Here is a 12,126-nt window from a genome sequence, read left to right on the forward strand (position 1 = left end):
GAACACCCATGAAAAAAACAGAAAACCCCTCGGCAGCAGCTTCCACCGATAAAACCGAAAAACTGCAAAAGGTTCTGGCCCGCAGTGGTCTGGGCTCGCGCAGGGAAATGGAAGCCGTCATTGAAGCCGGTCTGGTAACCGTCAACGGACAAAAGGCCACCCTGGGGGACAGGGTCAGCATCCGCGACCGTATTACTGTCAGAGGTCAGCCCATCAGCGCTCGTAGCGAAGAAGAGCTGCCTCGTCGCATTATTATGTATAACAAGCCTGAAGGCGAGCTGGTGACCCGCAAGGACCCGGAAGGTCGGCGCACCGTATTTGACCACCTGCCGCGCCTCAAGGGCGAGCGTTGGGTGGCCATCGGTCGCCTGGATATCAATACCAGCGGGCTGCTGTTGTTTACCAATGATGGTGAGTTGGCCAATCGCCTGATGCACCCTTCCCACCAGATTGAACGTGAATACGCCGTGCGGGTAATGGGTGAAGTTACTGAAGAAATGCTCCAGGCCATGCGCGAAGGCGTCATGCTGGATGATGGCCTGGCCAGTTTTACCGCAATCCAGTGGGTCGGTGGTGAAGGCATCAACAGCTGGTATCACGTGGTGATTACCGAAGGGCGTAATCGTGAAGTCCGTCGTCTCTGGGAATCCCAGGGGGTGACCGTGAGCCGTCTCAAGCGGGTGCGCTACGGTAATATCTGTCTGGACAAGCGCACCAAGATGGGGGAGTGGGTCGAGCTGACTCAGGCGGAAACCGACCAGTTGTCTGCTTTGGCCGGACTTGAACCCAAGGCTGCTGCTCCTGCCGCTGCCCCGCGCAAAGGCTTTAAAACCCGTAAGCCGGTTCATGCGATAGGGCGTCGACGTAAATAATCTTAACTTTTTTAGGTTTTGGGGGTTGCAAGCGGCCAAAAAAAAGCTATTATATGCGCCGCGTTGACGGGTCGTTAGCTCAGTTGGTAGAGCAGTTGGCTTTTAACCAATTGGTCGCAGGTTCGAATCCTGCACGACCCACCACCGTCAACCGCTATGAGCTGCAGTAGTTTGTAAGGGTCGTTAGCTCAGTTGGTAGAGCAGTTGGCTTTTAACCAATTGGTCGCAGGTTCGAATCCTGCACGACCCACCAGTTTTAGAAAAGGCCCGCCTCAGTGCGGGCCTTTTTGCGTCTGGATATTGGCTCTTTCTTCCTTCTCTTGCCACACTGAAAGTCCGCTGACTGTCCGAGGTGTTTATGTGGCGAGTTCTGCAAGCTGTCCTGGCTGCTTTCTTCGGGGTGCAATCCGAGCGCAAGCGCCGGGAGGATTTTCAGCAGTCTTCACCCTGGCCCTTTATTCTGACGGGGGTGCTGATGACCCTGGTTTTTGTGGTCGCGGTGGGCTTCCTGGCTCACTGGGCTTCTTCGTAACCTAAGCATGATCCATATCATTGCAATTTACATGTCGTTACAAAAGAGTCACCTCCTTTAAGCCAACGCCTGCCTATACTCCGAATAACTATAACGATAAAAACGGAGATCATCATGCCTGCATGCCTGCCAAAGGTCTGGCGGCTCCTTCCTGCTGGATTCTTGTTGATAGCTCTTCCGGTTGCCGGTTCGCAAGTGAATACCTCGTCCGGTTGGAATATGCCGCCGGGTGTCACCGGAATCAGCCAGAATATCTTTAGTCTGCACATGATCATTTTCTGGATCTGTGTAGTCATCGCCCTGGTTGTTTTTGGTGTGATCTTCTGGTCGCTGTTTGCCTATCGCAAATCCAAGGGTGCCAAAGCAGCCCATTTTCATGAAAATACTCTCGTTGAGGTCATCTGGACGGCCCTGCCACTCATTATCCTGGTTGCCATGGCTGTTCCGGCAACGGCTACGCTCAAACAACTCTACGATACCTCTGAAGCCGATATGGATATCCTGGTGACCGGCCACCAGTGGCGCTGGCATTACCAGTATATGGAAGAGGATCTGAGCTTTTTCAGTAATCTGGCCACACCCAGAAGCCAGATCGAGGGGCAGGAAGACAAGGGCGATTTTTATCTGCTGGAAGTGGACCAGCCTCTGGTGGTGCCTACAGGCCAGAAAATCCGTTTTCTCTTCACCTCCAACGATGTGATCCACTCCTGGTGGGTGCCGGATTTAGGCATTAAGAAAGATACCCTGCCGGGTTTTATCAATGAATCCTGGACCCGGATTGAAGAAGAGGGCACCTATCGGGGCCAGTGTGCCGAACTCTGCGGGCGCAATCATGCCTTTATGCCTATCGAGGTCAAGGCGGTCAGCCCCGAGGCTTACCAGTCCTGGGTCGAGGAACGCAAGGCCGCTGCCGCTTCTGAAGCAGCCAATGTCGATCGCGAACGCAGTCTGGATGAGCTGATGCAGCGGGGGGAAGAAGTCTATACCACCTACTGTGCAGCCTGCCATCAGGAAGATGGTGGTGGTATGCCGCCCGCTTTCCCCGCCCTCAAGGGTAATGCGCTGGTGCAGGAGGAATCGGGGCGTCAACAGCATCTGGAAACGGTGCTCCATGGTCGATCGGGAACGCCCATGCCAGCCTACAGCGACACCCTCTCTTTGGCTGATATCGCCGCAGTCATTACCTATGAGCGCAATGCCTGGGGCAACAACTCCGGAGACCGGGTGCAGCCTGCAGAAATTCGTGAACTGCTGGACAGCGATGACTAGGAGCCCCTTATGTCTTCCACTTTGCCTCCCCATTCAGACAAGCAGCAGGCGTTGAGCGATTCAGCCGCTGGCGGAGCCGCTGCTTCAGCAGCGGATCACCACCAGTCAGCTCCCTCGGGACCGCTGCGCTGGCTTCTGACCACCAACCACAAGGAGATCGGTAGTCTTTACCTACTCTTTTCCTTGCTGATGTTCTTTATCGGCGGGGTGTTAGCCCTGGTGGTGCGGGCCGAACTCTTTCAGCCGGGTTTGATGTTTGTACAGCCCGAGTTTTTTAACCAGATGACCACCATGCACGGGCTGATCATGGTGTTCGGGGCCATCATGCCGGCCTTTGTCGGTCTGGCCAACTGGATGCTGCCGTTGCAGATCGGAGCACCGGATATGGCTCTGCCCAGGCTGAACAACTTCAGTTTCTGGCTGTTGCCTGTAGCTTTTACCCTCTTGTTGTCGACCCTGTTTATGGAAGGTGGTGGTCCCAATTTTGGCTGGACCTTCTATGCCCCTCTATCAACAACCTATGCCCCGCCATCCACCAGCTTTTTTATTCTGGCCATGCATCTGGCGGGTATCAGCTCGATTCTCGGGGCCATCAATATTATTGCCACCATCCTAAATCTGCGCACACCTGGCATGCGTTTGATGGACATGCCCCTGTTTGTCTGGACTTGGTTAATCACAGCCTTTCTGTTGATTGCGGTTATGCCGGTACTGGCCGGGGTAGTGACCATGATGCTTCTGGATATCAATTTCGGTACCAGCTTTTTCGATGCGGCCGGGGGTGGTGACCCGGTGCTCTTTCAGCATCTTTTCTGGTTCTTTGGTCATCCTGAGGTCTACATCATGATCCTGCCTGCTTTCGGGATTATCTCCGCCATCGTGCCCACCTTTGCCCGTAAGCGTCTGTTTGGCTATGCCTCCATGGTGTATGCCACCGCCTCGATAGCACTGCTGTCTTTTGTTGTCTGGGCACACCATATGTTCACCGTGGGCCTGCCTCTGGTGGCCGAGCTTTTCTTCATGTACACCACCATGCTGATTGCGGTTCCCACCGGGGTGAAGGTGTTTAACTGGATGGCGACTCTCTTTCGCGGCTCCATCAGCTTCGAGTTGCCCATGCTCTTTGCTCTGGCCTTTATTGTGCAGTTCACGATTGGCGGCCTCTCGGGGGTGATGCTGGCGATTTCACCGGCTGATTTCCAGTATCACGACACCTATTTTGTGGTGGCCCATTTTCATTATGTACTGGTGCCCGGCGCTGTCTTTGCCATCCTGGCCGCTGCCTACTACTGGCTGCCCAAGTGGACGGGCGTTTATCCCAGTGAAAAGCTGGGGCAGGCCCATTTCTGGCTATCGGTGATCGGGGTCAATCTGACCTTCTTCCCCATGCATTTTTCCGGGCTGGCGGGTATGCCGAGGCGCATCCCGGATTACGCCCTGCAGTTTGCCGATTTCAATCTGCTCTCTTCGATCGGTGGTTTCCTTTTTGGCACCTCCCAGTTGTTGTTTCTGGCGGTGGTGATTTTGTGTATGCGCAAGAAAGGCAAGAAGGCACCGGCCAACCCCTGGGAGGGGGCAGAAGGTCTGGAATGGCAGCTGCCCAGCCCGGCCCCCCTGCACACTTTTGATACCCCGCCGGAATTTATTCCGGAAAGGGATTCACCTTCACGTTCCTGAGGAGTGGTGTCCATGTCTGCTAACAGTCGGCAAGAAGTACAAAGGGGGATCGCGCGTACGGTCCGCCGCAGCCTGCTGCTGTTGCTGGCCATGGTGGGTTTTACCCTGGCGCTGATTCCGCTGTATGACGTCTTCTGTGAGGTCACCGGCCTGAATGGCAAGACCGCCGCCCAGGCCCAGGTGATCAGCGGTGAACAGATCGACACTTCACGCAGTATTGAAGTCCAGTTCATCACCCGAACCCATGCTGGCTTGCCCTGGGCGCTGGCGGCAGAAAATACCTCCATGAGAGTGCATCCGGGTGAAGTGGTCAGGGCGGATTTTGAATTTGTGAATCTGGGCCAGGAAGCCCATTGGGGAAAGGCCGTGCCCAGTGTTAGCCCATCTGAAGGGGCACGCTACTTTCGCAAGATGGAATGTTTTTGTTTTCGTGAGCAGCGTCTGGAAGCTGGTGAGCGTTCACAGATGCCCCTGGTCTTCCAGGTGGATCCCGATCTGCCGCGGGAAGTGAAACAGCTGACACTGGCCTATACGCTTTATTCGCATGATCAGGCCCTGGGAGAAAAACCATGAGCACGAGTCATTATTATGTTCCTGCATCCAGTAAGTGGCCGATATTGGCGGTTGTTTTTCTGGGATTTCTGGCTCTGGGGGCCGGTTGGCAACTGACTGAAGGTAAAGGGCTGCTGCTTCTTTTGATCGGTGTGCTGGGGGTGGCCTGGGTGATGTTTGGCTGGTTTGCCGATGTGGTGCGAGAATCCCTGGCCGGGCTTTATGATGCCCAGATGGATCGCTCCTTCCGGCAAGGGATGGCCTGGTTTATCTTCTCCGAGGTGATGTTCTTTGCGGCCTTTTTCGGCACGCTTTTTTATATTCGTGTGTTTGCCCTGCCCTGGCTGGATGGCGAGGGTGCCAAGGGGGTTACTGCCCTCTTGTGGCCGGATTTCACCGCCAGCTGGCCGTTGATGTCAACGCCGGACCCTTCCGTGGCCAGCATTGAGGGTCAGGTGAATCCCTGGACGCTGCCACTGATTAATACCCTCTTGCTGGTGACCTCCAGTATTACTCTGACTTTTTCGCATCATGCCCTGAAAGCCCAAAAAGCGGCAGCGGCCAGTCGCTGGATGCTGCTGACTCTGATTTTGGGCGGTGTTTTTCTGGTTATTCAGGGGGTGGAGTATGTGCACGCCTGGACCGAGTTGGGGCTGACCCTGCAGGCCGGGATCTACGGGGCCACCTTCTTCTTGCTGACCGGCTTCCACGGCCTTCACGTCAGCATCGGTCTCCTGGTCCTGGTGGTGCTCTGGTTGCGGCAGCTGCGAGGTCACTTCACCCCGGAACAGCATTTCGGATTCGAAGCCGGCGCCTGGTATTGGCATTTCGTGGATGTTGTTTGGGTGGGGTTATTTCTCTTTGTTTATGTTTTCTAGGTTCCCAGTTGCCCCTGGGTAAACCCAAACAACAAGAGGCCGACCAGTAGCAGGGTCAGTAGAATTCGGGTCTTCAGCGAGGTCAGCAGGCGCGTGGAGGAGCTGGGGTCCTTGACCAGAAAAAAAGCCCCCAGCAGCAGGCTGCACAGGATCGCAACAAAGACGACAGCAATCAGGAGTTTCAACATGGCCAGCTCCAGGCAAGAGAGTGAAGGGCATCTAGCTACCAGTGGAGTGGAAGCCCGCCAGGCTGTCAAGGAAAAGGCTTCCTGGGCCTGGTACTTGTTCTGGTTGAGCCTGGTGGTCCTGGGGTTAGTGCTGGCCTTTTGGCAGTACCAGCGAGGTTTGGAAAAGCAGGTAAGATTGCAGGCCTTGGCAGAGCAGCCACTCAGGATTCAACCTGAGCAACTGCCGCTCAACCTGGCGCCGGTTCAGCTCCGGGGAGAGTTTCTGGGTGAACGCACCCTGTGGCTGGATAACCGTATCTATCAGGGGCAGGTGGGTGTTGCTGCCTTAACACCCTTGAGAACAGGCGAGGGACGCTGGTGGCTGGTGGATCGTGGTTTTGTTGCCACGGGGGCGGATCGTAGCGGGGTTCCCCGGTTGACCACTCCTTCGGGCCAGGTGCAGCTAAGCGGAAGCTGGCAGCTTCTAAACGATGAGGACTGGGTGTGGGGACCGAATCGCGAGGGGGAGAGATTGCAAGCGGTGGATTTGTCTCCCTGGGCTGATTTACCCGGTGAGGCTTTTGCCGGAGTGCTGCATCAGCAATCCGGACCAGGGTTGCTGCAACCCTGGTGGTCGGCCAATTCCATGCCCCCAGCCCGGCACTGGGGTTATTCGGTGCAGTGGCTACTTCTGGCTTTGCTGGCGTTTTGGATGGCCTGGGGCCCAGCGCGCCCCGGTAGAAAGAGGAAGAGCAATGCGTAATAAAATTTATCTGCTGTTACTGCTTGCCCTGATGGCTGCTCCGGTAGCCACTTCCTGGAGTATGCAGCTTTTTTCCTGGGGGATTCCACAAAGTGATCAGGCCCAGGGGCAGCTGTTGCCGGATCGGCCACCCTTGCAGGAATGGCCGCTGGCTTGGCAGCCGGATGGCCACTGGTGGCTGGTTATGGCCGAGGTCGAGGGCTGTGGCGCTCGTTGTTCCGAGCAGGCCGATAAACTCTGGCGCATCCATCGGGCTCTGGGTCGGGACGCCGACCGGGTATTGCGCTTACGGGCTGGCCAGCAAACAGCCAGCTTGCCCGGTGAGGTGGCTCTGGACTGGCAGGCTACACCACCAGCCGGTATCCAACCCGGACAAACCTGGGTTGTGGACCCTGAGGGCAGGGTTGTACTAACTTATGCAGCGGATGTCAGTCCGGAAAAAATACATACCGATCTTTTGCATCTGCTCAAATTCAATCCGGCCAGGGAGATCTAGCTGATGAACTCCCAGGCCACCTCTTCTCTTATTGCTCTGCGTCTGGCGCGCAAACTGGCTGTTTTTGGTGTTTTCTTCACCCTCACGGTACTTCTGGCCGGTGCCTGGACACGCCTGGTGGATGCCGGTCTGGGCTGCCCGGATTGGCCGGGGTGCTATGGAGCCTGGGTGGTACCGGATGCCGAGAGGGCGGCCGCTTTTGCACCTGAAGCACCGCTGGAAGCCCCCAAGGCCTGGATGGAAATGCTGCACCGTTATCTGGCGACCTCTCTGGGGATTCTGGTTGTGGTGCTGGCAGGCCTGGCCTGGAAGCAGCGCCAGGTTTCCGGTTATCCGCTGGGATTGAGTCTTTTGCTGTTGCTCGTGGTGTGTATTCAGGGTGCTTTTGGTGCCTGGACAGTAACCCTGCAACTCTGGCCCCAGGTGGTGACCCTGCATCTGCTGGGTGGCTTTACTCTTCTGGGGTTATTTTTCTGGTTATACCTGCGACTTGCCGCTCTGGAAAAGGGACAGCCTTCACCCTCTAGCCCCTCTTGGCTCTGGTGGGGTGTTTTTGTTCTGTTGCTACTGCAGGTAGCTCTGGGGGGGTGGACGTCCAGTAATTATGCCGGTCTAGCCTGTTCCGGATTCCCCACTTGCAATGGTAGCTGGTGGCCTGCTGCCGATTTCAGCGAGGCTTTACACATCACTCAGGGAGTGGGGCCCAATTACCTGCATGGCCAATTGCATGCTCCGGCACGTACTGGGATTCATTGGCTGCACCGGCTGGGGGCGCTGTTGTTGTTGCTGGGTTGTGTGGCTTTATTGCTTCGCTATCGCTTCCAGCCACAGGTTCGTGGCAGCTTGCTGTTGCTTTTCCTGGCTCTGGGCACCCAGGTCGCCTTGGGAGTTGCCAATGTGCTCTGGCTTTTGCCGCTTACTCTGGCTTGGGCGCATACCGCCGGAGCTGCCTTGTTTTTACTGGTTTTTTTACGTCTGGGCTGGCAATTGGGTGGCCTACCCTTGTCAGGATCCCAGCGTTGGGAGGTAAGGCATGCGTAATCTGAATCAGGTTCAGGTTTATTCTCGTGCACAACCACTGGAGTGGCGGGATTTTTGGGAGCTGGGCAAACCCCGGGTGGTGGCCGTCATGCTGGTCTGTGCTCTGGTGGGGATGGCCTTGGCCGTGCCCGGCTGGCCGCCTCTGGGCCAGGTGGTTCTGGGTCTGGCCGGTATAGGGCTGGCAGCCATGGGGGCTGCAGCCTTTAATCACCTGCTGGATCGACGTCTTGATCGCATGATGTTGAGAACGGCCAGCCGTCCCCTGGCAGAAAAAAGAATAACGGCTGTACAGGCTGCTGCTTATGCCAGTTTTCTTTCCCTGGCCGGGATCGGCTTGCTGGCGCTGACGGTTAATCCTCTGACCGCCTGGCTGACCCTGGCCTCCCTGCTGGGTTATGCCCTGGTTTATACCGGCTTTTTAAAACGGGTGACGCCACAAAATATTACCCTGGGTGGTCTGGCAGGCGCCGCTCCACCACTGCTGGGCTGGACGGCCATGACGGGTCAGTTGCATCCCCATGCACTCCTGCTGGTGCTGATTATTTTTGCCTGGACACCACCGCATTTTTGGGCGCTGGCCATCTACAAGCAGGAGGAATATGCCCGGGCCGGTGTTCCCATGCTGCCGGTGACTCATGGCGAGCGCTTTGCCCGCCTGCAGGTCTGGCTGTATACCTGGTTAACCCTGGCGGTCACTTTGCTGCCTTTTGTGACCGGCATGAGTGGCTGGCTGTATCTGGCGGGGGTGCTTTTGCTGAATCTGCGTTTTCTATATTGGAATGCTCGCGTCTGGAGGGGGAAGGATAAGGCCACGCCTCTCAAGTCCTTCTGGTTTTCCATTCGTTATATTCTGCTGCTTTTTTTGCTGTTGCTGGCGGATCATTATCTGCAATTGCTGCTCTAAGAATTACAGGCAGTCTGCATGAACAGCTGCCGGTAAAAGGGCCGGGATCGGATGGATCCAAGGCTCAATTACAAACCCTGGCAGGGACGCTGCTCTAGCTGGAGGTGTCCTATGTTTATTCAGCATATGTGGGGGGTGTTTTATCACCCCGAAAAAGAATGGGCCAAGGTCAAGCAGGAAAACTATTCGGTGGGTGACTACTATGTCCGGGATTTAATCTGGATGTGTGCGCTTCCACCCCTGGCCCTGTTTTTTGGAACCACCCAGGTGGGTTGGAGTTTGGGGCTGGGCGAATACGTCAAGTTGACGGTGGCCAGTGCGCTACCCATAGCTCTGGCCTTCTATGTTGCTCTGCTGGTGGGAACCGGGGTGATGGCGCGCATCATCTACTGGATGGAAAAAACCTATGGTGCCGATGCCAGCAAGGAAAGATGCATGGCCTTGACCACCTACACGGCAACACCCTTGCTGCTGGCCGGGCTGGCCGGTTTCTGGCCCCATGTCTGGTTTGTCGTGGCGGTGGGTCTGGTGGCTTTGGGCTACACCATCTATCTGCTCTATACGGGGGTGCCCAAGATCATGGAAATTCCTGAAGAGCAGGGTTTTATGTTTTCCACATCCATATTGACCGTTGGTCTGGTGGTTCTGGTGGGTATCCTGGCAACCAGTGTGCTTCTCTGGGGAATGGGGTTGTCGCCTTCCTACATCAGCTAGTGGCTGCTTTTGCCCTTTCAGCAGGCCTAGTGCCTGCTTTTTTTTGTCTTAAGTCTGGCCGCTAAGCTGGGTTACTACTTTTTGATTATGCTATCATCCACATCACTTGTTTAGTTATCAGGGCAGTAATTTCACTTACCATGACCAGTGTTTACGATCAGCTGCTGGTGCGCGAGCACCTGGCAAAAGCAACTCCCGCAGGCAGTCTGTCACAGGCGGATGAAACGCGCTTGAAAGAGCGTATCCAGGGCTTGTTACAGGAAAAAGACGCGGTATTGGTTGCCCACTACTACACCAGCCCTGTTATTCAGGCTCTGGCCGAAGAAACCGGCGGCTTTATTGGCGATTCCTTAGAAATGGCCCGTTTTGGTGCCCAGCATTCGGCTAAAACCCTGGTAGTGGCCGGTGTCCGCTTTATGGGAGAAACCGCCAAGATCCTCTCGCCCGACAAGCGGGTGTTGATGCCTACTCTGGAAGCGACCTGTTCTCTGGACCTGGGATGTCTGGCTGATGAGTTTGGTGCCTTCTGTGATCAGCACCCTGACCATACCGTCGTGGTTTATGCCAATACCTCGGCTGCGGTCAAGGCCCGGGCCGATTGGGTGGTGACCTCGAGTATTGCCCTGCAGGTTGTTAAATCCCTGCATGACCAGGGCGAAAAAATCCTCTGGGCACCGGATAAGCATCTGGGTGATTATATCAGCCGGACCACGGGTGCCGAGATGCTGCTTTGGGATGGTGCCTGTATCGTGCACGAGGAATTCAAGGCCAAGGGCATTTTGGATCTGAAGAAAATCCACCCCACTGCAGCAGTGCTGGTGCACCCGGAATCCCCGGCTTCCGTTGTGGAGGTGGCTGATGTAGTAGGTTCCACCAGCCAGCTGCTCAAGGCGGCCGGTGAGCTACCCAACGAAACCTTTATCGTGGCAACAGACCGGGGCATCTTCTACAAGATGCAGCAGGAAAATCCCGATAAGCGTTTTCTGGAAGCGCCCACGGCTGGCGATGGTGCGACCTGTCGTAGTTGTGCCCACTGCCCCTGGATGGCCATGAACAGCCTGGAGCGGATGCTGACTTCCCTGGAAGAAGGCAGCGATGAAATCCAGGTTGCACCGGAGCTGATTGAAAAGGCCCTGGTGCCCCTGACACGGATGCTTAACTTTCCGAAGAGCTAGTTCTTAGCTGCTCCCTTTCTTCTTCAGGATGCAAGGCTCGAGGCCAGGCATTGATAATGGCCTTGAGCAGTGTCGCCAAAGGAATGGCAAAAAAGACCCCCCAGAACCCCCAAAGACCGCCAAAAAAGAGCACGGCCAGAATGATGGATACCGGGTGTAAATTGACTGCCTCGGAGAACATCAGAGGAACCAGCACATTGCCATCCAACGCCTGGATGACTGCATACACTCCCAGAACCCAGGCCAGTTCCGTAGTGATTCCAAACTGAAAAAGGGCAATCAGGGCGATAGGTACCGTCACCACAGCTGCGCCTATGTAGGGCACCAGTACTGACAGGCCCACCAGCAGAGCCAGAAGTTCGGCGTAGTTGAGTCCCAGCCAGGCAAAAGCTACCCAGGTCACCGCACCAACAATCAGGATTTCCAGAGCCTTGCCGCGAATATAATTGGCAATCTGGATATCCATCTCATGCCAGATACGAGTCATCAAGGCCTTCTTGCGCGGCATCATGGAAGTAATAAAACCAACAAGCTGCTGCCGGTCCTTGAGCATAAAAAAGACCAGGATAGGGACCAGAATCAGGTAAACCAGCCAGGCAATCAGGCTGGGAATACTGGACAGGGACAGGCTGACCAGCAAGTGACCCAGCTGGCGAATTTCACCGATGGCATCATTGATCAGGGAGTTGGCCTGTTGCTGGGAAATGACCTGGGGATACTGGGTGTGCAGCTGATCCAACCAGACCTGGACCATCTTCAGCATGTCCGGGATTTCCCGTGTGAGGCTGACCAGCTGATTCCAGATCAGGGGCAGCAGCCAGAAAATCAGGGTGACCAGAATGCCGACAAAAAGGCTGAAGGCGAGGATGACGGCCAGAAGAGCGGGTAGATGGTATTTTTCCAGTTGGGAAACCAGCCCTTGCAATAGATAGGCAAAAACCATGGCTGTCAGAAAAGGAGCCAGCATGGTGCCGAAAAATAACAAGGCGACAAAAAAGGCGGTTAGTAGCAGGGCTAGAATAACGGCTTCTTCATCGGAAAAATAACGATGAATCCAGCCGACAAAAACATCTCTGAATGACATGG

General features: G+C 55.6%; 14 protein-coding genes and 2 tRNA genes. 14 read left to right on the top strand and 2 right to left on the bottom strand.

Annotated features, from left to right (window positions below):
* The first annotated feature begins 8 nt into the window (after nucleotides 1-8).
* The 8 genes from rluB to DFK18_RS05445 all read left to right on the top strand — a co-directional run bounded on the left by rluB (nucleotide 9) and on the right by DFK18_RS05445 (nucleotide 5,780).
* Complete coding sequence (gene rluB / locus DFK18_RS05410; protein ID WP_114417224.1) at nucleotides 9-872, top strand: 23S rRNA pseudouridine(2605) synthase RluB; 864 nt, start codon at nucleotides 9-11, stop codon at nucleotides 870-872.
* A 68-nt stretch (nucleotides 873-940) separates the two neighbouring features.
* Nucleotides 941-1,016: transfer RNA gene (locus tag DFK18_RS05415), tRNA-Lys, on the top strand.
* 33 nt (nucleotides 1,017-1,049) lie between these two features.
* A tRNA-Lys gene (locus DFK18_RS05420) sits at nucleotides 1,050-1,125 on the top strand.
* Nucleotides 1,126-1,230: 105 nt separating this feature from the next.
* A complete protein-coding gene (locus tag DFK18_RS05425) occupies nucleotides 1,231-1,404 on the top strand; it encodes a DUF2970 domain-containing protein (RefSeq protein WP_114417225.1) in 174 nt (57 codons plus the stop codon).
* A 165-nt stretch (nucleotides 1,405-1,569) separates the two neighbouring features.
* Nucleotides 1,570-2,673: a cytochrome c oxidase subunit II gene (coxB, locus tag DFK18_RS05430; protein WP_281269759.1), complete on the top strand. Its 1,104-nt coding sequence runs from the start codon at nucleotides 1,570-1,572 to the stop codon at nucleotides 2,671-2,673.
* A 9-nt stretch (nucleotides 2,674-2,682) separates the two neighbouring features.
* A complete protein-coding gene (ctaD, locus tag DFK18_RS05435) occupies nucleotides 2,683-4,350 on the top strand; it encodes a cytochrome c oxidase subunit I (protein ID WP_114417227.1) in 1,668 nt (555 codons plus the stop codon).
* Nucleotides 4,351-4,362: 12 nt separating this feature from the next.
* Nucleotides 4,363-4,923, top strand: coding sequence for a cytochrome c oxidase assembly protein (locus DFK18_RS05440; RefSeq protein WP_114417228.1), 561 nt, complete (start codon nucleotides 4,363-4,365; stop codon nucleotides 4,921-4,923).
* Nucleotides 4,920-5,780 carry a cytochrome c oxidase subunit 3 gene (locus DFK18_RS05445; RefSeq protein WP_114417229.1) on the top strand — a complete coding sequence of 287 codons (861 nt, stop codon included), beginning with the start codon at nucleotides 4,920-4,922 and terminating at the stop codon, nucleotides 5,778-5,780. Before DFK18_RS05440 ends, DFK18_RS05445 begins: the two co-directional genes overlap by 4 nt.
* On the opposite strand, the gene DFK18_RS05450 is transcribed toward DFK18_RS05445, so the two are convergent.
* Entirely contained in the window at nucleotides 5,777-5,968 is a 192-nt protein-coding gene (locus DFK18_RS05450) for a DUF2909 family protein (protein ID WP_114417230.1), read from the bottom strand. The genes DFK18_RS05445 and DFK18_RS05450 overlap by 4 nt on opposite strands.
* Between DFK18_RS05450 and DFK18_RS05455 the strand changes: the two genes are divergently transcribed.
* The 6 genes from DFK18_RS05455 (at nucleotide 5,967) to nadA (ending at nucleotide 11,040) form a co-directional block, all read left to right on the top strand.
* Nucleotides 5,967-6,710, top strand: a complete 744-nt coding sequence (locus DFK18_RS05455; protein WP_114417231.1) for an SURF1 family protein — start codon at nucleotides 5,967-5,969, stop codon at nucleotides 6,708-6,710. The genes DFK18_RS05450 and DFK18_RS05455 overlap by 2 nt on opposite strands.
* Nucleotides 6,703-7,206 carry a hypothetical protein gene (locus tag DFK18_RS05460; protein ID WP_114417232.1) on the top strand — a complete coding sequence of 168 codons (504 nt, stop codon included), beginning with the start codon at nucleotides 6,703-6,705 and terminating at the stop codon, nucleotides 7,204-7,206. The genes DFK18_RS05455 and DFK18_RS05460 overlap by 8 nt, the downstream gene beginning before the upstream one ends.
* A gap of 3 nt (nucleotides 7,207-7,209) precedes the next feature.
* On the top strand, nucleotides 7,210-8,247 hold the full coding sequence (locus tag DFK18_RS05465) for a COX15/CtaA family protein (protein WP_114417233.1): 1,038 nt from the start codon (nucleotides 7,210-7,212) through the stop codon (nucleotides 8,245-8,247).
* The gene (gene cyoE, locus DFK18_RS05470) at nucleotides 8,240-9,151 is read left to right on the top strand and encodes a heme o synthase (RefSeq protein ID WP_114417234.1); all 912 of its coding nucleotides are present in this window, start codon (nucleotides 8,240-8,242) and stop codon (nucleotides 9,149-9,151) included. The genes DFK18_RS05465 and cyoE overlap by 8 nt, the downstream gene beginning before the upstream one ends.
* A 111-nt stretch (nucleotides 9,152-9,262) precedes the next feature.
* Nucleotides 9,263-9,865 carry a Yip1 family protein gene (locus DFK18_RS05475; protein WP_114417235.1) on the top strand — a complete coding sequence of 201 codons (603 nt, stop codon included), beginning with the start codon at nucleotides 9,263-9,265 and terminating at the stop codon, nucleotides 9,863-9,865.
* A 140-nt stretch (nucleotides 9,866-10,005) separates the two neighbouring features.
* Complete coding sequence (gene nadA / locus DFK18_RS05480; protein WP_114417236.1) at nucleotides 10,006-11,040, top strand: quinolinate synthase NadA; 1,035 nt, start codon at nucleotides 10,006-10,008, stop codon at nucleotides 11,038-11,040.
* Here nadA and DFK18_RS05485 read toward each other — a convergent pair.
* Entirely contained in the window at nucleotides 11,021-12,124 is a 1,104-nt protein-coding gene (locus DFK18_RS05485; RefSeq protein ID WP_114417237.1) for an AI-2E family transporter, read from the bottom strand. The two genes, nadA and DFK18_RS05485, sit on opposite strands and share 20 nt — an antisense overlap.
* Between the last annotated feature and the right edge of the window lie 2 nt (nucleotides 12,125-12,126).

Source organism: Marinospirillum perlucidum, from assembly GCF_003336805.1.
Taxonomy (GTDB): Bacteria; Pseudomonadota; Gammaproteobacteria; order Pseudomonadales; family Halomonadaceae; genus Marinospirillum; species Marinospirillum perlucidum.